Origin of the sequence: Bradyrhizobium sp. Rc3b (assembly GCF_900114915.1) — a bacterium.
Taxonomy (GTDB): Bacteria; Pseudomonadota; Alphaproteobacteria; order Rhizobiales; family Xanthobacteraceae; genus Bradyrhizobium.
The window spans coordinates 144,453-166,866 of the sequence record NZ_FOUS01000015.1 but is presented as its reverse complement, the minus strand read 5'-3'; the positions used below and the strand labels follow the sequence as shown (position 1 = coordinate 166,866).

General features: G+C 65.0%; 23 protein-coding genes and 1 tRNA gene. 17 read left to right on the top strand and 7 right to left on the bottom strand.

All coding sequences use genetic code 11. The features are described from left to right. Nucleotides 1-83: 83 nt before the first annotated feature. Entirely contained in the window at nucleotides 84-476 is a 393-nt protein-coding gene (locus BM190_RS31170) for a hypothetical protein (protein WP_092261498.1), read from the top strand. A gap of 73 nt (nucleotides 477-549) precedes the next feature. Here BM190_RS31170 and BM190_RS31165 read toward each other — a convergent pair whose 3' ends face one another. Further along, on the bottom strand, nucleotides 550-1,605 hold the full coding sequence (locus BM190_RS31165; RefSeq protein ID WP_092261497.1) for a polysaccharide deacetylase family protein: 1,056 nt from the start codon (nucleotides 1,603-1,605) through the stop codon (nucleotides 550-552). A 253-nt stretch (nucleotides 1,606-1,858) separates the two neighbouring features. On the opposite strand from BM190_RS31165, the gene BM190_RS31160 reads away from it, so the two are divergent. Both BM190_RS31160 and BM190_RS31155 read left to right on the top strand, forming a co-directional pair. Then, nucleotides 1,859-2,182, top strand: a complete 324-nt coding sequence (locus BM190_RS31160) for a hypothetical protein (protein ID WP_092261496.1) — start codon at nucleotides 1,859-1,861, stop codon at nucleotides 2,180-2,182. Nucleotides 2,183-2,353: 171 nt separating this feature from the next. Further along, the gene (locus BM190_RS31155; RefSeq protein ID WP_092261495.1) at nucleotides 2,354-2,569 is read left to right on the top strand and encodes a cysteine rich repeat-containing protein; all 216 of its coding nucleotides are present in this window, start codon (nucleotides 2,354-2,356) and stop codon (nucleotides 2,567-2,569) included. Nucleotides 2,570-2,608: 39 nt separating this feature from the next. Here BM190_RS31155 and BM190_RS31150 read toward each other — a convergent pair whose 3' ends face one another. After that, complete coding sequence (locus BM190_RS31150) at nucleotides 2,609-4,303, bottom strand: MFS transporter (protein WP_092261494.1); 1,695 nt, start codon at nucleotides 4,301-4,303, stop codon at nucleotides 2,609-2,611. Nucleotides 4,304-4,449: 146 nt separating this feature from the next. Here BM190_RS31150 and BM190_RS31145 point away from each other — a divergent pair, with 146 nt between their 5' ends. The 7 genes from BM190_RS31145 (at nucleotide 4,450) to BM190_RS31115 (ending at nucleotide 12,248) form a co-directional block, all read left to right on the top strand. Beyond that, the gene (locus BM190_RS31145; protein ID WP_092261493.1) at nucleotides 4,450-5,823 is read left to right on the top strand and encodes a hydrolase; all 1,374 of its coding nucleotides are present in this window, start codon (nucleotides 4,450-4,452) and stop codon (nucleotides 5,821-5,823) included. A gap of 35 nt (nucleotides 5,824-5,858) precedes the next feature. Continuing rightward, complete coding sequence (locus tag BM190_RS31140) at nucleotides 5,859-7,229, top strand: cytochrome P450 (protein WP_092261492.1); 1,371 nt, start codon at nucleotides 5,859-5,861, stop codon at nucleotides 7,227-7,229. A 49-nt stretch (nucleotides 7,230-7,278) separates the two neighbouring features. Beyond that, a complete protein-coding gene (locus BM190_RS31135) occupies nucleotides 7,279-8,688 on the top strand; it encodes an adenylate/guanylate cyclase domain-containing protein (RefSeq protein WP_092261491.1) in 1,410 nt (469 codons plus the stop codon). Nucleotides 8,689-8,925: 237 nt separating this feature from the next. Beyond that, a complete protein-coding gene (locus BM190_RS31130; RefSeq protein WP_018318970.1) occupies nucleotides 8,926-9,414 on the top strand; it encodes a tellurite resistance TerB family protein in 489 nt (162 codons plus the stop codon). A 225-nt stretch (nucleotides 9,415-9,639) separates the two neighbouring features. Beyond that, nucleotides 9,640-10,419, top strand: a complete 780-nt coding sequence (locus tag BM190_RS31125; RefSeq protein ID WP_092261490.1) for an SDR family NAD(P)-dependent oxidoreductase — start codon at nucleotides 9,640-9,642, stop codon at nucleotides 10,417-10,419. Nucleotides 10,420-10,540: 121 nt separating this feature from the next. Further along, nucleotides 10,541-11,335, top strand: coding sequence for a glutamine amidotransferase (locus BM190_RS31120; protein WP_092261489.1), 795 nt, complete (start codon nucleotides 10,541-10,543; stop codon nucleotides 11,333-11,335). 100 nt (nucleotides 11,336-11,435) lie between these two features. Then, the gene (locus tag BM190_RS31115; RefSeq protein ID WP_018318967.1) at nucleotides 11,436-12,248 is read left to right on the top strand and encodes an enoyl-CoA hydratase; all 813 of its coding nucleotides are present in this window, start codon (nucleotides 11,436-11,438) and stop codon (nucleotides 12,246-12,248) included. 101 nt (nucleotides 12,249-12,349) lie between these two features. On the opposite strand, the gene BM190_RS31110 is transcribed toward BM190_RS31115, so the two are convergent. Beyond that, nucleotides 12,350-12,425: transfer RNA gene (locus tag BM190_RS31110), tRNA-Ala, on the bottom strand. A gap of 204 nt (nucleotides 12,426-12,629) precedes the next feature. Between BM190_RS31110 and BM190_RS31105 the strand changes: the two genes are divergently transcribed. Genes BM190_RS31105 through folD form a run of 3 tightly spaced genes read left to right on the top strand, consistent with a single transcriptional unit; the run spans nucleotide 12,630 to nucleotide 14,175 of the window. Beyond that, a complete protein-coding gene (locus BM190_RS31105) occupies nucleotides 12,630-12,920 on the top strand; it encodes a YggT family protein (protein WP_018318966.1) in 291 nt (96 codons plus the stop codon). A gap of 15 nt (nucleotides 12,921-12,935) precedes the next feature. Then, nucleotides 12,936-13,280: a DUF167 domain-containing protein gene (locus BM190_RS31100; RefSeq protein ID WP_092261488.1), complete on the top strand. Its 345-nt coding sequence runs from the start codon at nucleotides 12,936-12,938 to the stop codon at nucleotides 13,278-13,280. A 10-nt stretch (nucleotides 13,281-13,290) separates the two neighbouring features. Continuing rightward, a complete protein-coding gene (gene folD, locus BM190_RS31095; RefSeq protein ID WP_092261487.1) occupies nucleotides 13,291-14,175 on the top strand; it encodes a bifunctional methylenetetrahydrofolate dehydrogenase/methenyltetrahydrofolate cyclohydrolase FolD in 885 nt (294 codons plus the stop codon). A 110-nt stretch (nucleotides 14,176-14,285) separates the two neighbouring features. Here folD and ppa read toward each other — a convergent pair whose 3' ends face one another. Together ppa and BM190_RS31085 are read right to left on the bottom strand one after the other, a co-directional pair. Next, entirely contained in the window at nucleotides 14,286-14,822 is a 537-nt protein-coding gene (gene ppa, locus BM190_RS31090) for an inorganic diphosphatase (protein ID WP_018318963.1), read from the bottom strand. Between the two features lie 176 nt (nucleotides 14,823-14,998). Continuing rightward, entirely contained in the window at nucleotides 14,999-15,508 is a 510-nt protein-coding gene (locus tag BM190_RS31085; RefSeq protein WP_018318962.1) for a GNAT family N-acetyltransferase, read from the bottom strand. Between the two features lie 267 nt (nucleotides 15,509-15,775). Between BM190_RS31085 and BM190_RS31080 the strand changes: the two genes are divergently transcribed. From BM190_RS31080 to BM190_RS31065, 4 genes are read left to right on the top strand one after another with little or no spacing between them, the layout of a single operon-like run. Continuing rightward, nucleotides 15,776-16,675 (top strand): dienelactone hydrolase family protein, encoded by a 900-nt coding sequence (locus tag BM190_RS31080; RefSeq protein WP_092261486.1) that lies wholly within the window; start codon nucleotides 15,776-15,778, stop codon nucleotides 16,673-16,675. Further along, nucleotides 16,672-17,139, top strand: a complete 468-nt coding sequence (locus BM190_RS31075) for a DUF2269 family protein (protein WP_018318960.1) — start codon at nucleotides 16,672-16,674, stop codon at nucleotides 17,137-17,139. The genes BM190_RS31080 and BM190_RS31075 overlap by 4 nt, the downstream gene beginning before the upstream one ends. A gap of 8 nt (nucleotides 17,140-17,147) precedes the next feature. Further along, a complete protein-coding gene (locus BM190_RS31070; RefSeq protein ID WP_177237397.1) occupies nucleotides 17,148-18,467 on the top strand; it encodes an SDR family oxidoreductase in 1,320 nt (439 codons plus the stop codon). Continuing rightward, nucleotides 18,467-18,874: a thiol-disulfide oxidoreductase DCC family protein gene (locus BM190_RS31065; protein WP_092261484.1), complete on the top strand. Its 408-nt coding sequence runs from the start codon at nucleotides 18,467-18,469 to the stop codon at nucleotides 18,872-18,874. The genes BM190_RS31070 and BM190_RS31065 overlap by 1 nt, the downstream gene beginning before the upstream one ends. A gap of 175 nt (nucleotides 18,875-19,049) precedes the next feature. Here the strand turns inward: BM190_RS31065 and BM190_RS31060 are convergent, their stop codons facing one another. Both BM190_RS31060 and typA read right to left on the bottom strand, forming a co-directional pair. Beyond that, complete coding sequence (locus BM190_RS31060; protein ID WP_092261483.1) at nucleotides 19,050-20,297, bottom strand: flavin monoamine oxidase family protein; 1,248 nt, start codon at nucleotides 20,295-20,297, stop codon at nucleotides 19,050-19,052. Nucleotides 20,298-20,445: 148 nt separating this feature from the next. Further along, nucleotides 20,446-22,272, bottom strand: coding sequence for a translational GTPase TypA (typA, locus tag BM190_RS31055; protein ID WP_018318956.1), 1,827 nt, complete (start codon nucleotides 22,270-22,272; stop codon nucleotides 20,446-20,448). Nucleotides 22,273-22,414: the final 142 nt, after the last annotated feature.

Here is a 22,414-nt window from a genome sequence, read left to right as displayed (position 1 = left end):
TCTGCGATTGTGTGAGGCCAATCACTTAACCCAGGATACCTTCCCCGTAATGTCCCGGGCACGCCATCACGGGGAGATTTCACATGCGCAAGATCATTCTGGTTGCCACCATGGTCCTGGCTTCCGCCTCTGCCGAGGCAGACGGCTCCCGCAGCCTGTCGCTGTCCGCGGCGGGCGCTCAGGCTCCCGCTCCACTGACCACGGCAACCTCGGCGACCACCTCCACGCCGCAGGCGAGCGAAGCTGCGCCGGCCACCGAGGCGCCGAAATATTCCGATCGTCCGCCGGCAGTGTCGCTCTCCGCGCCGGCCGCCACGGCCACTCCGGCGGCGACCACGCCCACGACCACCCCGGCGCCGGTCGCGACAACCAAGCCCGCCACCAAGAAAACGGCAAGGGCGGACAAGCCGAGGTCCAAGCGCTGGACCGAGCGCCGCATCATCAGCGAGCTGCACCGCCACGGCATCTATTGGTAAGGGGCTCGCCAAAAGCAAATGGCCGGGACGAGCCCGGCCATGACGCAAGAGTTTTGGTTTGGATAGATGGCGTTTACTGCGACACCGTCTGCACCACGCTTCCGATCGGACGCGTGTTCGTGCTCGCGGTCGGCACCTTCATGTCCTTCATGATCGCTTCGTCATATTCCGGCAGCGTCTGCAGCGTCGTCTTGGCCTTCATCTGCACGACCTTGTAGCCGCCGGCCTTCAACCGCGCGAGCAGCGTCGGCAGGGCTATGCCGGTATTCTTCTGGAAATCGTGCATCAGGATGATGCCCTTGCCGAGCTTGTCCAGCCGGGTCATCACCGTCTCGATGATCTTTTCCGGCGTCGCGCCCTTGCGGAAGTCGAAGGAGTCGACGTCGGTCGAGAACATCGCGACGTTGCGGGTGCCGAAATAGCTCACGATCGCCGGATTATGCTGCAGCTGCGGAAAGCGGAAGAACGGCGCCGGGTTGGCACCGAGCGCGAATTTCACCGCGCTGATGCCCTTTTCGACCTCGTCCTTGGCCATCTGCTCCGTCATCTTCTTGCCGTTCAGATTGACGTGCGACCAGGTATGCGTGCCGACCGTGTGGCCCTGGGCCAGCACCTGGCGCAGGATTTCCGGGTGATAGGTCGCGTGCTTGCCGACCGAGAAGAACAGGCCCTTGGTGCATTCGTCCGCCAGCGCCTTCAGCACATTCGGCGTGTTCACGGGCCAGGGACCGTCATCGAAGGTCAGCACGACCTCCTTGTCGGTGAGGAAGTCGAATTGCTTGAAATGGTCGAAGCCGAAGCCGGGGCCGCCGGTGGTGTCGATCTCGACCACGCGGGAGACGCCCAGCGCGTTCGGATTGGCGCAGGTCGATTTCTGCTGAACCGGCATGGCCGGGGCGGGCGCAGGTGCCTGAGCAACTGTCGTCGGCCTGGCCGCGATCGTCGCGGTGGTTTCGACGTCATCCCTGGCGGCGAGCTTCGCCGGTGCCGGCAACGGATCGGCGGCACGGGCGGCAATTGTCTTGGGAGCGGCCTGATCGGCGCGCGAGGAATAATAAAACCAACCGCCGGCGGCGATCACGACCGCCGCAACTACACTGGCCAACATCAGGCCCAACGCATTACGCATCGCTACTCTTTCCAATTACGCAACCAAACCGGCGGAATTTCCCGCGCGACGAGCCATTAATGCGAAGTAACAGTTAACGTGACACCAACACGACGGCGGTTGTGGAGGAATTTCAGGGAGGTGCGCCAAAGTGACCGACATCACAGTCGGGGCGCAGCCCGTGACCATCATCACAGTGGAAACTGTTTTGCTGGAGCATCGTAGCTCCCATCAACAACCGGCACCGTTGCGACGGCGCCAATGGGAGCTTCAGATGACCAAGTCTCTTGACACCAAGCCTCTTAACACCAAGTCCTTCTTTGCCAGTCTCCGCGACGCCAGCCTGGCGCTCGGTTTGGCCGCCATCGTCTCGCTCGTCGCGACGAGTTCGAGCTTCGCCTTCTCGGCCGAGGCGCAGCAGCAGTGCACCGGCGACGCCTTCCGCCTGTGCTCGTCGGAAATCCCCAACATCCCGAAGATCACGGCGTGCATGATGAAGCATCGCTCGGATCTCAGCGCCGGCTGCCGCGCGGTGATGGACAAGGATCTCGCCAAGGGCGCGTCGCGCAAGGTCGCTGACGCCCAGGACAAGCAGTAAGAGCACGCAACACTGCAATCGTTGCGTCGGTTAGCTCCCCTCGCGATACGCCCCGGCGTCAAGCCGGGGTCACGCGGCAGCGCCATGCAGCCTGCCAATAAAGCCGTTGCGGCTGAGGGATCGTCGCACTACCTTCGCCCGCACATTCTTCCGGGTAAGAGGCATTACGCGATGGCCAGATTTCTTTTCATTCTTCCTTTGCTGCTCGGCGCATCGGTCGTATCCGCGCAGCAGCAGCCGGGCCACGATGCCTGCGCGCGCGACGTCACCCGCTTCTGCCGTGCCGTGATGAACAATGGCGATGGCGCCGTGCTCGCGTGCCTGAAGCAGCACCGCACGAAGCTGAGCAAAGGCTGCGACAAGGTGCTGACCGAGCACGGGCAGTAAGAGTTCTCGTAGCCTGGATGGAGCGAAGCGTAATCCGGGCTACGGTCTGACACTGCTCCCCGCCGCGGTCGCGACCACCGGCAGCACCTCGGCACTGGCACGATCCGGCGTCTCCTCCTTCCAGCGCACCGAACCGAACGGACGCTCCAGCATGCGGCGGATCCGCACCGGCTCGGGACCGATATGGAAATCGATCGCCTGCTGATGCAGCGCGCGTTCGGACTGGGTCGAGCGGTTGCGCTGGCGTAAGTAGTCGAACCAGGTCGGGCAATGATAGCGCTCGGTCCACAATTCGGGGTCGGCGATGTCGCGGGCGATCGACCAGCCATAGGCGCCGTTGCGCTGCCGGGAGAGCTGCACGTCCTGCATCACGTTGTGGAACGCGCGCGCGTTCTCCTGAGCGACGCGATATTCGATCTCGACCACCAGGGGTCCGCTGCGCCCCGTCAGGGACAGCTTCACCTCGGGATCGGCCAGCACGTCGGCATCCTCGTTGCGGGCACCGACGCGCGGCATCGTCAGCCAGATTCCGAGCAGCGGCGAGATCAGCATCAGGCCGGCCGCGGTCAGCAATGCGACCTCGACGCCGGCATAGTCGGTGAGATGGCCCCAGCCCCAGGCACCGATCGCGATGCCGCCGGAAATCGAGGCCTGGAATGCCGCGAGCGAGCGGCCGGCGACCCAGCGCGGCGCCGAGAGCTGCACGCCGATATTGAACAGCGCGATCGCGGCCATCCAGACCGCCCCGGCCAATACCAGCGCGGTCGCCGTCAGCACCGGCTCGGTGCTCAGGGCAAGGGCGGCCATCGCAAAGGCCATCGAGATGGTGCAGGCGCGGATCGCAGCCTCGCCGCTCATGCGCTTGCGCAATTCGTGGATGTTGAGCGCACCGATCACGGCGCCCATGCCGAAGGCGCCCAGCATGATGCCGTAAGTCTGCGCACCGCCATGCAGCAGGTCGCGCGCGACCAGCGGCATCAGCGCCATGATGGCGCCGCCGATCAGGCCCATCACCAGCGTGCGCAACAGCACGATCTTGATCGGCGGTGAATTGGTGATGTAGCGGAAGCCCGAGACCATGGCGCGGTTGAGCTTTTCCCGCGGCAGGCGCGAGGGCTCGGTGCTGCGCCGCCACAGCAGCAGCACCACCAGCAGCGGCAGATAGAGGATCGCGTTGCAGGCGAAAGCGGCCACCGCGCCGAGCGAGGCGACGATGACGCCGCCGACCGCGGGACCGAAGCTGCGCGCGATGTTGTAGCTGATGCCGTTCAAGGCGACGGCCGAAGGCAGCGCATCGGGCGGCACCTGTTCGCTGACCGAAGACTGCCACGCCGGGCCGAACAGCGCGTTGCCGCTGCCCACCACGAAGCAGAAGGCGAGCAGCGTCTCCGGGGTGATGAGATTGAACCCGGCCAGCACCGTCAGTACCGTCGCGCCGGCGAGCGCGACCATCAGCGAGACCAGGGTGACGATGCGGCGGTCATACATGTCGGCGATGGCGCCGGCCGGCATCGAGATCAGCATGATCGGCAGCATCAAGGCAGTCTGCACCAGCGCCACCTTGTCCGCCGAGGCCGCCATCTGCGTCATCGCCCAGGCCGCGCCGACGCCCTGGATCAGGAGGCCGAGATTGGAGAGCAGGCTGGCGAGCCAGATGCGCCGGAACACCGTGTACCGCAGAGGCGCGGTGATGCCGTCGGCGGCGATTTTCTGGCGGTTCGTCTGCTCGGTCATATCCCCTTCCAAACGGGCTGGCAGAATGGTCTTGGAGTGATCCTGGGCGATTCCGGCCAATTCAGTGATGCCCGCGAAAGTCCTTCGCTGTCCAGTGGTTAGGCCGCTATAAGCGGTGCAAAGAGTTGGTTTGCCGGGAGGAACAAATGAAGCTGTCGCGACGGACGATCCTGCAGGGGGCCGGCAGCTTGCCTTTCGCAATTGCGAGCTTGCGGACCGGCGCATCGGCCCAATCCGCGCCCGCTGCGGCGCCGGGCACCGAGGTGCCGCCGATCCTGTTCGTCCACGGCAATGGCGACTACGACGCGCTCTGGATGACGACCTTGTGGCGGATGGAATCCAACGGCATCGCGCGCGATCGCATGATGGCGATCAATTTCACCGATCCCAACGCGCGCAGCGACGACAAGGTCGAGCAGGCGAACCGCTCCTCGACCGAGGACCAGCGCCGCGAGCTCGCCGCTGCCATCGCTGAGCTGAAGCGCCGCACCGGCGCGGCGCGCGTGGCGCTGGTCGGCAGCTCGCGCGGCGGCTATTCGATCCGCAACGTGACCAAGAATGGCGGTGCCGGCGACGTCAGCCACGCGGTCTTGTGCGGCACGCCCAATCACGGCGTGTTCGCCACCGACGACCAGCCCAACAACGAGTTCAACGGCCGTGGCGTATTCCTGCGTGGCCTGAACGAGGGCGAGAGTGAGGTGACGCCGGGTGTCGCCTTCCTCACCTTGCGCAGCGACGGCATGGACAAATACGCCCAGGCCGACGGCCGCTTCATCGGCAAGCCCGGTACGCCGACCGGTGTCACCAATGAAGGGCCGGAGCTGAAGGGCGCCACCAATCTCGTGCTCGGCGCGCTCGACCATCGCGAGGTGGCATTCCACCCGCGTGCCTTCCGCGAGATCTACAAATTCATCGCGGGACGCGAGCCCGCGCGCATCGCGATCGTGCCGGAGCCAAGCGTCCGGCTGAGCGGCCTCGTCACGGGGACGCCGGGCGGCGTGCCGACCAATCGCCCGGTGGCGGGCGCAACCGTCGATATCTTCCGCGTCGATCCTGATACCGGAGAGCGCAAGGGCGGTGCGCTCCACAGCGCGAAGACCGGTGCCGACGGCCGCTGGGGGCCGGCTCAGGTCGACCCCGCCTGGTCGCTCGAATTCGTGCTGGCATCGCCCGACACGCCGACGACGCACATCTACCGCTCGCCCTTCCCGCGCTCATCCGATGTCGTGCATTTGCGGGCCGCGCGCCCACTCGGGCCGGCCGACAAGGACGCAGCCGCGGTCGTGATCATGTCGCGGCCGAGGGGCTATTTCGGCCTGCCGCGGGACGTGGTGCTCTTCGACGGCAAGGAGCCGGCCGACGTCAAGCCAGGCGTGCCCACGGATGCGGCAGCAACCCTGCGGCTTCCCGCCAGCGAGGTTGGGCGTAACATTGTGGCCGAGTTCGGCGAAGAACGAATTGTGGCGCGCGCCTGGCCCGCCCAGGAGAACAGGATTGCGGTCGCCGAGCTGACTTATTAGCTATTTGCCTGCGTCACATCTTGCGGGAGAGAGCCATGAATATCGCCAGCGTGCGTAGGCCCATCATCCCCCCGGCTCCCCCGCGTGCGCCCGACGACATGTCGTTCTTCGGCCGGCTTGCCGTGATCCGGCGCAACATGATCGCGACATGGGGGCAGCCCGCTTATGAGGAAGAGGTCATCAAGGGCCGCTTCTTCCTTCGCAACAGTTTCATCCTGAATCAGCCGGATGCGATCCGGCACGTCCTGCTCAACAATTACGAGAACTATACGCGCACGCCGGCCGGCATCCGCATGCTGCGCCCGGTGCTCGGTGACGGGCTTCTGATCGCGGAAGGTCATTCCTGGACGTTCCAGCGCCGGACGCTTGCGCCGGCCTTCACGCCGCGCGCCACCGCCAACCTCGTGCCGCACATGACGGCGGTGCTCGACGAGACCATTGCGAAGCTCGATACGCAGACGGGCGCGCCGGTCGATCTGCGCGAAATCATGCAGCGCATGACGCTGGAGATCGCCGGGCGCACGATGTTCTCGTTCGGCATGGACCGGCATGGCGCGACCCTGCGCAATTTCATCATGGAATATGCGTCCCGGCTGGGACGGCCCTACTTCCTCGACATGCTGCTGCCGGTGTCGTGGCCGAGCCCGATGGATTTTGCCCGCGCCCGCTTCCGCAAGCGCTGGACCGAGTTCGTCGCCATGCTGATCGCCGAGCGGCGCGCCGCCGGCAAGAAGGACGGCGCGCCGCCGCGTGATCTGTTCGATCTCATGGACGCGGCGCGCGATCCGGACACCGGCAAGGGCTTTTCCGACGAGCAGCTCGTCGACGAGGTCGCGACCATGATCCTGGCGGGTCATGAGACCACGGCGACGGCGTTGTTCTGGGCGCTCTATCTGCTCGCACTCGATCCGGAGACGCAGGAGGAGGTGGCGTCCGAGACAAGCGGCGAGCATCTCGACAGCATGGCCGACATCGATCGCCAGAAATTCACCCGCGCGGTGATCGACGAGACCATGCGGCTCTATCCGCCCGCCTTCCTGGTCGCGCGCGCCGCCCGCGAGAAGGACAATGCGGCCGGCGTCGAGATCGCCAAGGGCGACATCATCATGATCGCGCCCTGGCTTTTGCACCGGCACGAGAAGCTGTGGGATCAGCCGAACGCGTTCATTCCAAAGCGCTTCATGTCGACGGAGGCGCCCGATCGCTTCGCCTATCTGCCGTTCGGCGCAGGTCCACGCGTCTGCATCGGCGCACCGTTTGCGCAAGCTGAATCCGTGCTGGCGCTGGCCCGGCTGATCGGCGCGTTCCGCGTCGAGCTCGCCGATCAGGCGGATCCCGTGATCCCGCTCGGCGTCGTCACGACCCAGCCGGACCACTCACCCATGTTCCGTATCACCCGTCGGTGACAGGCGATTGCCTGGCCGATGGCGTGATTCAACCAGCAGAGTTTCCGCGATGAGCGACATCCAGGCCCAGTTCTCCGTTCTCAAGCAGACCGCCGACGCGAAGGTGGTCGATGCGATTGCGCGTCTGATCGAGGACGGCCAGGATCACGAGCTCAATCGCGTCAATGTCCTCGACTTCGCGACGCACCATGCCGTCGACGAAGAGCACGCGATCTCGGCGTTCCTGCACGCAGCACGGCTCGGGCTGTTCGATCTCGGCTGGAACGTGCTGTGTCCAGGCTGCGGCGGCGTGCTCGGCGCGCACACGACGTTGAAGGCGCTCAAGCCCGACGACTATCACTGCGCGCTCTGCGCCTGCGGCTACAAGGCCTCCGTCGACGATCAGGTCGAGGTGTCTTTCACCGTGAATCCGCGGGTCAGACGCATCGCGGCGCATGACCCCGACACGCTGCCGGTGTGGGAGTATTTCAAGCAGGTGTTCTGGAGCTCCGGCGTCGACTTCAACAAGGAATCGTTTGCGACGCTGGCGAACGAGGTGACGCTGGATACGATGGAGTTGCCGGCCGGCGAGAAGGCGACCATGTCGCTGCAGCTGCCGAGTGACTTTGTCATCATCTTCGAGCCGGTCACGCACGCCGCCCATTTCATCGACGTCCAGGGCGAGCCGACCAAGGATCGTCAGCAGCTCGCCATCATGTACAACAAGGTGCAGGCCCCGACGGGGACCACGACCATGCGGCCGGGTCCGCTGCGGCTGTCGCTGGAGAACCAGGCCGGCGTGCGCGTGCTGCCGTCGGTGTTCATCGCGGCCGAGGCACTCCATCATCTCATCGGCAAGCGCAAGCCGTTCCTCACCGCCAAGCGGATGCTGTCGAACCAGACCTTTCGCGATGTCTTCAAGGCGGACAACCTCAGTCTGGACCAGCGGCTCCAGATCACGTCCCTCACCTTCCTGTTCACCGATCTGAAGGGCTCGACGGCGCTTTACGAGCGCGTCGGCGATCTCGCCGCTTTCGATCTCGTGCGTGCGCATTTCCATGCACTGCTCGAGATCATCTCCTCCGAGAAGGGCGCCGTGGTGAAGACGATCGGCGATGCCGTGATGGCGACCTTCATCCGTCCCGAGCATGCCATCGTCGCGGGCCTGCGGATGCGCGCGGCGATGGACCAGCTCAACAAGCGGCGCGGCACTGATGATCTCATCGTCAAGATCGGCATCCATGAAGGTCCCTGCCTCGCGGTGATGCTCAACGAGCGGCAGGATTATTTCGGCCAGACGGTCAACATCGCCGCCCGCGTGCAGAGCCTGTCGACCGCGCAGGAGATTCACATCACCGGCCCGGTGCTCGATGCGCCCGCGGTTGCCGAGGTGCTGGAGCAGCGCGCGATCAAGCCGATCCAGAAACAGGCAGCGCTGCGCGGCATCGCCGACAAGATGGTGGTGTACGAGATTCCGTGAGAGATCATTCGTCATTCCGGGGCGCGCGCAGCGCGAACTATGGTGCGCAACTGCGCACCTGAGAATCTCGAGATTCCGGGTTCGATGCTGGCGCATCGCCCCGGAATGACGGTATCCAGATTGCCGAAACGTAATGCAGCGCGCGGAACTGACGCACGTTGCGCCGGTTGAGTTTCCTGCTCATATAATGCTGGTAACGGCCGCGCCTCGCGGCTGTATCGATTTCGGTAGGATCTTATGCTCGACGGCCTGCGCCAATTCATCGCCGATATTGTTGCCCCCAATGACCAGAACCGCACGTTCGGTGACAGCGATTATCGGTTGGCGGCCACCGCGCTGCTGGTCCACGTAATCTCGCTCGACGGCCAGCCGAGCGCGGCCGAGCAGCGCAAGCTGCACAGCCTGATCGAAAGCCACTTTAAGCTCGATCGCGGCACTGCGGATCGTCTGATCGCGGACGCCACCCAGGTCGAGGGCGAGGCGGTGGACCTCTATCACTTCACCAGCGTCATCATGCGCTCGCTCGACGAAGAGGGCCGCAAGCGCATCGTCCGGATGATGTGGGAGCTGGTCTATGCCGACGGCCAGGTCTCCGAATTCGAAGACAACGTCGTCTGGCGCGCCTCCGACCTGCTCGGGATTTCCCAGCGCGACCGGATCGACCTGAAGCATACAGTGGCGGAGCGCGCCGGTGGTCAGGTGACGGACAGCGCCGTCGGCGGCTGATCCGCGCAAACCGGCGGATGGCCGGTTGTGCGGATCACATGACGAAACTTTAATGTAGCTGCCGGCCGTCCGGCTCCGGATTCATCCGTAAAAACCCGGCTTTCCTGCGCCTCCTGTCGCCCGCTCAGGCGGCCATGCGGCCGACGCCGCTTGCCTGTCGCGCACGGCTTATGCTCTCGTTCCGTCATTGCGGGGCCAAATACTTCAATTCAAGAGACTTCGATCGTGGTTGAGCGGGTAACGTTGATCACCGGTGCTTCGGCGGGCATAGGTGCGGAGCTGGCGCGCGTGTTCGCCGCCAATGGACATCGTCTCGCTTTGACAGCGCGGCGCGCGGACCGTTTGGAGGCGCTCGCGAACGAGCTCGCCGCCAAAGGCGGCAAGAAGCCGATCGTGATCGCCTGCGATCTCGAAGACCCCGACGCCGGCGACACCATCGCGGCGGCGCTCGCCGCCGAAGGCGTCGAGCTCGATCACCTCGTCAACAATGCCGGCTTCGGCGTGTTCGGCGATGCCATCGAGCGCGATCGCGACGAGCAGATCGGGATTGTCGATGTCAACGTGCGGGCTCTGACCGATTTGTCGCTGCGATTCGCCGATCAACTCATCAGGAACAAGGGCGGTCTTCTCAATGTCGGCTCGGTCGCGGGCTTCCTGCCCGGCCCCGGCATGGCCGTCTATTACGCGTCCAAGGCCTACGTGATTTCCTTCACCGAAGCGCTGCGGGCCGAGCTCGCGCCGCGCGGGGTTCGCGTCACCGTGCTTTGCCCGGGTCCCGTGCCCACCGAATTCCAGGCGCGCGCGGGCGTCGGCTCCGGACATGATACGGCCCTGCTCAATGTTTCGGCCGCCGATGTCGCGCAGGAGGCCTATCGTGGCCTGATGGCCAACAAACGGGCAGTGCTGCCTGGTCTCGGCATCAAGATTGTGCCATTCGCGCTGCGCTTCTTCCCGCGGGGCTTCATCCTGGCTGCCACCAGCAGATTCCAGAGGCAGAGGCATTAGCCCTCGAAGCTCCCGTATTGGCCCGGAGCTTGCTTCGGCTTCGATGTGTGCGCGAACTCACACGAAATTAACGATCGCTTAGTTATGCTGACGGTCTGAACCGATAGCACTCGCAGAGGCCATGTCGTTCCGGACGGACAGGTTTGGTAGCGCAGAAGTGGTGCCCTTCCCGAGAAGGACGCCAAGTGCCGTCGCCTCCGAAACCCAGTTGCCGGTTCTGATCATCCTGCACCAGGAATCCTCGACGCCGGGCCGTGTCGGCAATGCGCTGCGTGCGCTTGGCCATCGGCTTGACATCCGCCGTCCCCGCTTCGGCGATCCCCTGCCCGAGACGCTCGATCAGCATGCCGGCGCCGTGGTCTTCGGTGGTCCGATGAGCGCCAATGATTCCGACGACTATATTCGCCGCGAGATCGACTGGATCGAAATTCCGCTGCGCGAGCAGCGGCCATTCCTCGGCATCTGCCTTGGTGCCCAGATGCTGGCGATGCAGCTCGGCGCCCGCGTCGCGCCGCATGCCGATGCGCTGACCCAGATCGGCTACTACCCGATCCGCCCGACCGCTGCGGGCCACGCCCTCTGCCCGGCCTGGCCGGCCCAGGTCTATCACTGGCATCGCGAGGGATTCGAGCTGCCTGTCGGCGCCGAGCTGCTTGCAGAAGGCGACGATTTTCCGGTGCAGGCGTTCCGCACCGGCAATGCCTTCGGCGTGCAGTTTCATCCCGACGTGACCTACGCGATGATGCATCGCTGGACCACGCGCGGCTATGACGGCTTCAGCGCGCCCGGTGCGCGGCAGCGACATCATCATTTCGCCGATCGTGCCGTATACGATGTCGCAGAGCGCGCCTGGCTCGATCATTTCATCGACGGCTGGCTGGCGCGCCGGCCGGTGCTGGCGCAAGCCGCCGAGTGATCCGCGCGTTCGCGCGAAGCCCTTGCCTCATCCCTGGATATGCTAGGCTCGCTCCCCAACGAGCGCGCGAAATTGCGCCGGCAGACAAAGGGAGAGCGTCATGGCCTACGAGCACATTCTCTATGAGGTGAGCGACAAGATCGCGACCATCACGCTCAACCGTCCCGATCGCATGAATGCGTGGACGCCGACCATGGAGCGCGACGTGCGCCATGCGATGGAAGCGTCAAGCGCCGATGACAATGTCCGCGTCATCATCCTCACCGGCGCGGGCCGCGCGTTTTGCGCCGGCGCCGATATGGATGCTTTGAAGGGGCTCGACCCCGACGACGTCCGGCGCGCGTCGAACCTGCCGCCGTTCGACATGAACCGCCGTCCGGATTGGCAGACGCGCTACGGTTTCTATCCGTCGATCAAGAAGCCTGTGATCGCCATGCTCAACGGTGCGACTGCCGGCATAGGGCTCGTGCACGCGCTCTATTGCGATCTGCGCTTTGCCGCCGACAACACGGTGTTCACGACGGCCTTCGCGCGGCGCGGCCTGATTGCCGAGCACGGCATCAGCTGGATGCTGCCCCGCATCGTCGGTCATGCCAATGCGATGGATCTGCTGCTCTCGGCGAGGCGCGTGCCGAGCGACGAGGCGCTGCGGATCGGCCTGGTGAACCGGCTCTGCCCGCCTGAGAAGCTTCGCGAGGAGACCTATGCCTATGCGCGCGATCTCGCCGATTTCGTCTCGCCGAGCGCGATGGCCGTGATCAAGCGCCAGCTCTACGAGGTGCCGTTCCAGACGCTCGCCGAGGCAACCATCGAAGCCAATCGGGAGATGATGGTGGCGCTCGCCGGCAGCGACTTCCGGGAAGGCGTGGCGAGCTTCATGGAAAAGCGGCCGCCGCGGTTTACGGGGAGGTAGGGGGAGCTTGGAAAAGTCCGTCTTCGCCCTGCGGGCTTCGCAGCGGCAGCCTTCGCCACGAAAGGGCTTGCCGAGCCGAAGCTGGCGAAGCCAGCGAAGGCTGGTGGAGCCAGGCGGGATCGAACCGCCGACCTCGTCATTGCGAACGACGCGCTCTCCCAGCTGAGCTATGGCCCCTTTGCTGGCCGCTCTGGTAAACGCGGCCGACAACCGGGCGCCATTTAAGTCCCCGCCAAGGTCAAGTCAAGGACGGGTGTCACCCGGTTTTAGCCATTCGGGGCGCGGACTTCCCTTGTTTGGGCGGGGGGGAACCGATATCTAGCAAAAGGCGTCAATCCCGACCGCAGCCAACGTTTTCAAAAGCCAGAGGCTTCAAAAGCCATGCGTGCCGTTCTCGACATCGTCATCATCGTGCTCGACCTCTACGTCTGGCTGCTGATCGCCTCCGCGATCCTGTCCTGGCTGATCGCCTTCAACGTCGTGAACACCCGCAACCAGTTCGTCTCGGCGGTGGCGGAGTTCCTGTACCGGATCACCGAGCCGGTGCTGGCGCCGATTCGCAATTTCCTGCCCAGTCTCGGCGGTCTCGACATCTCGCCGATCATCCTGATCCTGATCATCATGTTCATCGAGCGGGTGATCCTGTACTACATCTACCCCAACGTGATCTGAGCGGGCTGGAGCGCCTTGGTTGCCAACAAAGCTTGTAAGGAACCCTGGCGCTACTCGGCCGCAGGAATCAGCATCGCGCTGCGGGTGACGCCGCGCGGCGGTCGCGACGGCATCGACGGGATCGAGCAACTGGCCGACGGCCGCAGCGTGCTCAAGGTGAGGGTGCGCGCCATCGCCGATGGCGGCGAGGCCAACAAGGCCGTTTTGGTCCTGCTGGCGAAATCGCTGGGCGTCCCCAAGGCCGGCGTAAAGCTTCTGTCCGGCGCCACCTCGCGGCTGAAGCAGATCGCGGTCGACGGCGATCCGGCACGGCTCGGCGAAGCCCTGCGCCAGCTCGTCTCGGCCCAATCGAAAGACTGAGGGAACTGACATGACCGCCAAGATTATCGATGGAAAAATCATTGCCGCGGAACTCCGGGCCCGCGTCGCGGACGAGGTCGCCCGCGTCAAGCGCGAGCACGATCTGGTGCCGGGGCTGGCGGTCGTGCTGGTCGGCAGCGACCCCGCCAGCGAGGTTTATGTCCGCTCCAAGCACACCCAGACCCAGGCCGCCGGCATGGCCTCGTTCGAGCACAAGCTGCCGGCCGACGTCTCGCAAGGAGACCTCCTGGCGCTGGTCGCGAAGCTCAACCGCGATCCGGCCGTGCACGGCATTCTGGTGCAGCTGCCGCTGCCGAAGGGGCTGAACACCGAGGCCGTCGTCAACGCCATCGACCCCGCCAAGGACGTCGACGGGCTGCATCCGAACAATGCCGGCCGGCTCGCCGGCGGTTTCGAGGCGCTGTCGCCCTGCACGCCGCTCGGCTGCATCATCCTGACCAAGAGCGTGCATGCCTCGCTCGAAGGCAAGAACGCCATCGTCATCGGCCGTTCCAATCTGGTCGGCCGGCCGCTGGTGCAATTGCTGCTGAACGAGAACGCCACGGTGACGATCGCGCATTCGCGCTCGCGTGACCTGCCCGGGCTCGTGAAGCAGGCCGATCTCGTCTATGCCGCGGTCGGAAGACCTGAGATGGTGCGCGGCGACTGGCTGAAGCCAGGGGCGACCGTGATCGACGTCGGCATCAACCGGATACCCAAAGAAGACGGCAAGACGCGCCTCGTCGGTGACGTCGCCTATCAGGAAGCGCTTGGGGTGGCCGGCGCGATCACGCCGGTGCCGGGCGGCGTCGGCCAGATGACCGTGGCGTGCCTGCTGGTCAACACGCTGCGTGCGGCCTGCGCGATCGCCGAGCTACCGAAGCCGGCGGTGTAGTCAACGCAGTCGTTCCGGGGCGCACGAAGTGCGAGCCCGGAACCTGGAGATTCTCAGGTGCGCAATTGCGCACCATAGTTCGATGCTGACGCATCGCCCCGGAATGGCGATTAGCCCTTCTTCTTCTTCTCGCGATCCATGCCTTCGAGGATCAGCTTGTGTGCGTCCTCCGGGCCGCCCCAGCGCAGGATCTTCACCCATTTGCCCTTCTCGAGATCCTTGTAGTGCTCGAAGAAGTGCTGGATCTGCTGCAGCGTGATGTCGGGCAGGTCGGAGTACGACTTCACCTTGTCGTAGCGCTGCGTCAGCTTCGACGACGGCACCGCCAGAATCTTCTCGTCGCCGCCGGCTTCGTCTTCCATGAACAGCACGCCAACCGGGCGCACGCTCATGACGGCGCCGGGAATGATGGCGCGGGTGTTGATGATCAGGACGTCGCAGGGATCGCCATCATCCGACAAGGTGTGCGGGATGAAACCGTAGTTACCGGGGTAACGCATCGGCGTGTAGAGGAAGCGGTCGACCACCAGCGTGCCGGCCTCCTTGTCCATCTCGTATTTGATCGGTTCGCCGCCCACGGGGACTTCGATGAGGACATTGACTTCGTGAGGTACGTTCTTCCCGATCGAGATCGCATCGATACGCATTCAAGGCTCCGTTATTGCCGAGGATAAATCGCGCCCGGCAGCGATTTGGCGCTGTCATACGCGGGCTTGGCCCGCTGATCCATCGCGTTTTTGTGAAATAATGAATCCGGAAGTCACCGGCTCAAAGGCAACGGTATCGACGGAAGGAAAACGCTGCCGCCTAGGCTTTCAGCAGCTCAATTGGTCCAAGCGAAGGCAACCTTGTCGAGCGACTTCGGCCCGAACCGCTCCGAGGAGCGGGCCACCATACGGCCCCCAAGCGCCCGGTAGAACTCGGTCGCGGGGTCGTTGTCCGAGAGCGCCCACACCACCATGCTCTTCAGCCCGCTCTGCATCAGGTCGCGGCGGGCGGAGGCGAACAGGCGGCGGCCGAAGCCGAGGCCCTGGAATTCGGGGCGCAGGTACAGCTCGTAGATCTCGCCGTCGAAATGCAGGCTGCGGGCGCGATTACGGCCGTAATTGGCGTAGCCCGCGATCTTGTCGCCGAACACCAGCACGCTGACGCGGCTGCCCTTGCGGATCGCGCTGTCCCACCATTGCGGGCCGCGGCGGTTGATGAGCTTTTCCAGCTCGGCGCCGGGAATGATGCCCTGATAGGCGGAGCGCCAAGCTTCGTCATGAGTCGACGCCACCGCAGTCGCATCTGCAGCTTTGGCCGGCCGGACCTCGATCAGGGTTGTGCTCATGGGCGCAATCAAACCAAGTCGCCGCGCCGGCGGCAAGACCTATCGTTAATTATCGGTTAACGTGTGGACTTTGTGCATCAGTATCTGAGCCATGTTGTACCGAAAAAAGACAGGACGCCGACGCGAATGGCACCGGCGTGCCGTGTGTCGGTGCAAAACTCCCTCTGCGGCAACGAATGAAGGGCGAGGGCCACGCAGAAAGTCCGCCCATAGTGATTCGTTCCTACTAGTGTGGCTGTCGCTGTTCGTGCTCGTCCTCGGCCATTCATGCGGCTTCTCAACATCTTCGCGCTTCTGACTCTGCTGGCCTTGCTGACAGCGCCGCCTCTGTGCGCTCAGGTCACGTTTGGCCCATCGGGTGAGGAGGGTGAACCGTTTCGCCGACAAGCGTGGCGGGTGCCGTCGCCGGATACCGACATCGCTGCGCGTGCCCTGCTGTTTCGCCCCGCCGGCGCAGGTCCGTTCCGGCTTGTGGTCATCGCACACGCCTCGACGCAGAATGGCTTGCGTCGAGCGCAAATGCCGCAGCCGGAATATCGTCCGCTCGCCGCCTATCTCGTCGCGCGCGGGTTTGCCGTGCTGGTGCCGGAGCGGCTCGGCCATGGTGCGACCGGCGGCCGCTATATCGAGGACCAGGGCGGCTGCGATGAGGCCGACTATGCGCGTTCGGGCCGTGCAACGGCCGAGGAAATCCGGCTCTCGCTGGAGTTCTTGCGAAAGCAGGATTTTATCCGCAAGGACGCTGCCATCGTGATCGGCCATTCCGCCGGCGGCTGGGGTGCGCTGGCGCTCGCCAATGCCGATCCGAAGGCGATCGCCGCGATCACAGTGTTTGCGCCGGGGCGCGGCGGCCATGCCAATGATGAGCCGAACCGGATCTGCGCGCCACACACGCTTCTTGCCGCCGCTGCAGAGTTCGGCAAGGGCGCGCGCATTCCTGTCACATGGCTCGTTGCGACCAATGACAGCTATTTTGCGCCGGCGTTTTCAAAGGGCCTGGCCGATGCGTTTCGCGGCAGCGGCGGCAAGATCGACTTCCGCACCTTGCCGGCCGTCGGCAGCGAGGGGCACTGGATGATCGAGAGTGAGGCCGGCGTCAAAGCCGCGAGCCGGGAGCTCGTGGGTGCGCTGAACCAAGGCAGGCCAACCGCGACCAAGAAGCCATGACGCTGTATTTCCTGGTCAAGTTTCTCCATGTGCTCGGCGCCATCGTCATCCTCGGCACCGGAACCGGCATCGCCTTCTTCATGCTGATGGCGCATCGCACCGACGATGCGGAGTTCATCGCGCGCACCGCTTCGGTCGTCGTCATTGCGGACGCAATCTTCACACTGTCGGCCGTGCTCCTCCAGCCGGTCACGGGCGGCTTGCTGATGTTGCTCTCGGCGATGCCGATCACCGAGCGCTGGCTGCTCGCCTCGCTCGTGTTGTATGTTGTCGCCGGCCTGTTCTGGATTCCTGTCGTGTTCATGCAGATCGAGATGCGCGATCTCGCGCGAAAGGCCGCGGAGCAGCACCGTGCATTGCCACAACGATACTTCGTCCTGTTTCGCCGCTGGTTCGCGTTCGGCTTCCCCGGCTTCGGCGCGACGATGCTGATCCTCTGGCTGATGGTCGCAAAGCCGTTTTGAGAGCCGTGATGAACCAGCGAACCATCCTGGTGCTCGGCGCCTCCGGCCTGATCGGCCGCTTCGTTACGGACGATCTTCGCGCGCGTGGCTTTCGCGCGCTTGGCGTGGCGCGCAGCCTGTCGGCGGCGCAGAAGACGAGCGCGCTCGACATCGAGCTGCCGATCCTCTCGCTCGACGCGACCATGCTGACGCGGCTGTTGCGCGAGCATGCGGTGGATGTCGTCGTTAACTGTCTCGGCGTGCTCCAGGACGGCCCCGGCAGCGACACAGGTGCCGTGCATCGCGATTTCGTCGCGCGCCTGCTTGCGGCGATCACCGACAGCGGCCGCGCGATCCGACTGGTGCACATCTCGATCCCCGGAGCGGCCGAAGCCGATCGCACTGCGTTCGCAACGACCAAGCGCGAGGCCGAGCGCCTCATCGCGGCCTCAGGCATTGCGCACGCCATCCTGCGGCCCGGCTTCGTGGTCGCACCATCCGCCTATGGCGGCAGCGCCATGCTCCGCGCGCTCGCTGCCTTCCCGCTCGACCTGCCCGACAAGGAGATGGCGACGCCGTTCCAGCCCGTTTCAGTCGAGGATATCTCGGCCACCATCGCCTGGCTCACCGTGCGCGACATCGACGATGCCGCTGTCAAAGCCGTGAGCTGGGATCTGATGCAGGCTGAGCCGGTCACCATGGCCGGCGTCATCAAACAGTTCCGCCTTGCGTTCGGCACGGCCACCTGGCCGCATGTCGCGATGCCGTCCTTCGTGCTCGATCTTGGCGCCAGGATCGGCGATCTCGCCAATTATCTCGGCTGGATGCCGCCGATGCGCTCCACCGCCATCGCCGAGCTGCGCCGCGGCGTGCGAGGTGATCCCTCCGCATGGATCGCCGCCACGGGCATCGCACCGAAGACGCTAGTCGATATGATTGGTCGTCATCCCGCGACCGTCCAGGACAAATGGTTCGCGCGGCTGTTCCTGGTCAAGGCGCTGATCTTCGCCAGCCTCGTCGTGTTCTGGCTCGTCTCCGGCTTCATCGCGCTGTTCGTGTCCTACCGTGCCGCCGCCGACATCCTGACGGCGCACGACTTCCCGGCCGCGCTGGTCGATCCCATCACCATCGGCACCAGCCTGATGGACATGAGCATTGGCGCGATGATTGCCTTTCGCCGCACCGCGGCGGCCGGGCTCGTTGCTGGCATCACCGCCTCGCTCGGCTATATGTTCGGCGCGGCGGTCCTGACGCCCGATCTCTGGATCGAACCGCTCGGCGCGCTGGTGAAGACGGGGCCGGCGATCGTGCTGATGTTGGTGGCGCTCTTGACGCTGGATAACCGCTGATGAGCAAATGGCCCGATGACGACGTGATCCTGTTCGACGGCGTCTGCATCTTCTGCTCGCGCTGGGTCCGCTTCGTCGCGCAGCGCGACACGGCGAAGCGGTTTCGCTTCACGCCGATCCAGTCGGAGTATGGCGCCCGGCTCGCGCGGTTGTTCGGCATCGACCCCGATGATCCCGACACCAATGCCGTGGTTCATGGCGGTGAGGTGTACATGAAGTCGGATGCGGCGTTGACGGTGCTGTCGCGACTCCCGGGCTGGGGTTGGGTGCGCGTGCTGTTCACCGTACCGAAGCCGCTGCGGGACCCCGTGTACAGCCTCATCGCGCGCAACCGCTATCGCATCTTCGGCAAGTATGACGCGTGTTTCGTGCCCGATGCGGATTTGCGGGCGAGGGTGATCGAGTGACGCGACAGCGGCACCACAAGATTGGTGTCGTCCCGGCGAACGCCGGGACCCACCACAGAGCGGAGTTTGGCGAAGACTGGAAGTTAGGGTCAATCCGCGGTACGCGCACCACGCGTGACTGAAAGATCACGCGGCATGGGTCCCGGCGTTCGCCGGGACGACATTGGTGGGGAGGTTAGCGCTTCCCGATTGCCGCCAGCACTTCCTTCGCCGCCCGTTCCCCGCTGTCCCGCGCCCCATGCGCGGTCGTGAAGAAGGTTGGCGACGTCGCCTCGCCGGCAAAGAACAGCCGGCCATCGACCGGCGCGGCCAGCACGGCGCGGTCGCCGGCATGGCCAGGCAGCGCGTGCGAGTATGAGCCGCGGGCAAACGGATCATGCGCCCAGCGCGACTCGGCGAGCGGCTTCAGTTTGCGGCGGATGTCGTTGCCGAGAAAGCCGGCGATCTCGTCGATGCTATGGGCGGCGATGGCGCCGTCGCCGGAATCTTCCAGCGCGCGGGCGAAGCTGCCGCCGAAGAAGCCTTCGATGCAGGGCTGGCCGAACGGGCGGATATGGTAGGTGCCCATCGCGGTGCGCATGGTGGCGCCGCGCAGGTTTGCTTCCTTGGGAAAGGCTTCGGCGTCCTCGAGCGCGAGCGTCACCTTGTCGTCGACGCCGAGCGGCAGGCCCGCTGCCGCGTCGACCTTGGACCGTAACGGCGGCGAAAAGCGGATCGTCTCATCGGCGATCAGATTGGTCGGCACGGTGACGATCACCTTGTCCGCGGTCAGCGTGCCCTGCGACGTCTCGAGGCGGACCCGCGGGCCGGAATGATCGATCAGCGCGACGTTGCAGTTCAACGCCACCGGACAGGGCGCGCCAAAGGCCGCAACAAGCGCGCCATAGCCGCGACGGACGCGCCAGTTGAGACCAGAATCCTCATAGGCATCCCAGTCCAGCGTCGACATGTCCTTGAGTTCGCAGCCGTTGATATAGGTCGAGATCGCGTCGATCATGGGATTCCAGCGATTGCCCATTTCGAGGCTCCGGCTCGCAGGCTCGTCCTTGCCCGTCTGCGCGGCTTCCCAGAGGCGCTCATAGAACGCGTCCATCGCGCCCATGAAATCGTCGCGCTCGCCTTGCGGAAACGCGTTGCCATAGGCGCGCTCGCGCCAGGGCGGCAGGTCCTTGTTGAGCTCGAAACCGAGCCGCTGCGCGATCGAAACGAAGCAGTTCTTGTCCGCCGAGTGCAGCCAGCCGCAGCCGACGTCGAAGGTCACGTCAGGTGAGGCCTGTACGGTCCAGGCGCGGCCGCCGAGCCTGTTCCGTGCCTCCAGTACGATCGCGGAGAGACCGGAGCCCGCCAGCGCATGTGCAGCGCCGAGGCCGGCGGCACCGGCGCCGACGATCGCGACGTCCACGGAGGAGGGGAGGGAGGTCATGGGCGGGCTCTAGCACGTTCGCTGGGTGTGCTGAAGCCGGACGGGCAAACGCTTTTGTAGGGTGGGCAAAGGCGCTCTTGCGCCGTGCCCACCATCGTCCATTGGTGGGCACGCTTGCGCTTTGCCCACCCTACGGAGAGCGGTGGCCTTACGCCACCGCCTCCTTGGCCTTCTCCGCGCGCTTGCGCTCGTTCGGGTCGAGGTGCTTCTTGCGCAGGCGGATCGACTTCGGCGTGACCTCGACGAGCTCGTCGTCCTCGATATAGGCGAGCGCCTTTTCCAGCGTCATGCGGATCGGCGGGGTCAGGCGCACGGCCTCGTCCTTCGAGGTCGTGCGGATGTTGGTGAGCTGCTTGCCCTTGAGCACGTTGATCTCGAGATCGTTGTCGCGGGTGTGCTCGCCGACGATCATGCCCTTGTAGACCTTCCAGCCCGGCTCGATCATCATCGGGCCGCGGTCTTCCAGCTTGAACATGGCGTAGGCCACCGCATCGCCCTGGTCGTTGGAGATCAGCACGCCGTTGCGGCGGCCCTGGATCTCGCCCTTGTACGGCGCGTAGCCGTGGAACAGGCGGTTCATGATCGCGGTGCCGCGGGTGTCGGTGAGCAGCTCGCCCTGGTAGCCGATCAGGCCACGGGTCGGCGCGTAGAACACCAGGCGCTGACGGTTGCCGCCCGAGGGCTTCATCTCGATCAGCTCGGACTTGCGCTCGCTCATCTTCTGCACGACGACGCCGGAGTGCTCCTCGTCGACGTCGATCACGACTTCCTCGATCGGCTCCATGGTGGCGCCGGTGGCTTCGTCCTTCTGGAACACGACGCGCGGGCGCGACACCGAGAGCTCAAAACCCTCGCGGCGCATGGTCTCGATCAGGATCGCGAGCTGCAATTCGCCGCGGCCCGAGACTTCCATTGCGTCCTTGTCGGAGGCTTCGACGACGCGCAGCGCGACGTTGCCTTCGGCTTCGCGCAACAGACGGTCGCGGATCATCCGGCTCGTCACCTTGTCGCCTTCGGTGCCGGCGAGCGGGGAGTTGTTGACGATGAACGACATCGACACGGTCGGCGGATCGATCGGCTGCGCCGGCAGCGGCACTTCGACGGTCGGATCGCAGAAGGTGTCGGCGACGGTGCCCTTGGTCAGGCCGGCAATGGCGACGATGTCGCCGGCTTCGGCTTCATCGAGCGGGGTGCGCTCGAGACCGCGGAACGCCAGGATCTTGGTGATGCGCCCGGATTCGACCAGCTTGCCCTCGGCGTTGAGCACCTTGACCTGCTGGTTCGGCTTGAGCACTCCGGAGGAGATGCGGCCGGTGATGATGCGGCCGAGATAGGGGTTGGCCTCCAGGATGGTGCCGATCATCCTGAACGGACCTTCCTCGACCTTCGGCGGCGCGACGTGGCGCAGGATCAGGTCGAACAGCGGCTCCATGCCCTTGTCCTTCGGACCCTCCGGGCTGTCAGCCATCCAGCCCTGCTTGGCCGACCCGTAGAGGATCGGAAAGTCGAGCTGCTCCTCGCTGGCATCGAGCGCCGCGAACAGGTCGAACACCTCGTTGATGACTTCGGTCGGGCGCGCGTCGGGGCGGTCGACCTTGTTGATGACGACGATCGGCTTCAGGCCGACCTTGAGCGCCTTGGAGACCACGAACTTGGTCTGCGGCAGCGGGCCTTCGGCAGCGTCCACCAGCACCAGGGCGCCGTCCACCATGTTCAGGATGCGCTCGACCTCGCCGCCGAAATCGGCGTGGCCGGGGGTGTCGACGATGTTGATGCGGGTGTCCTTCCACTGCACCGAGGCCGCCTTGGCCAGGATGGTGATGCCGCGTTCGCGCTCCAGATCGTTGGAGTCCATGGCGCGATCGGTCACCTTCTGGTTCTCGCGGAACGTGCCGGACTGCTGGAGGAGTTTGTCGACCAGGGTCGTCTTGCCGTGGTCGACGTGAGCGATGATGGCGACGTTACGGAGGTTCATGAGTGAGCTTCTTTGGTTCGAACAATGGGTTAAGCGCGATCTCGCCGGTCGGACCGGGACCTCTTCTCGAAACAACGCTGGAAGACTGGAAACGGGGCGCTTTCCGCCCAAAAAGGAAGCCCGGCCATATCGACCGGGCAGC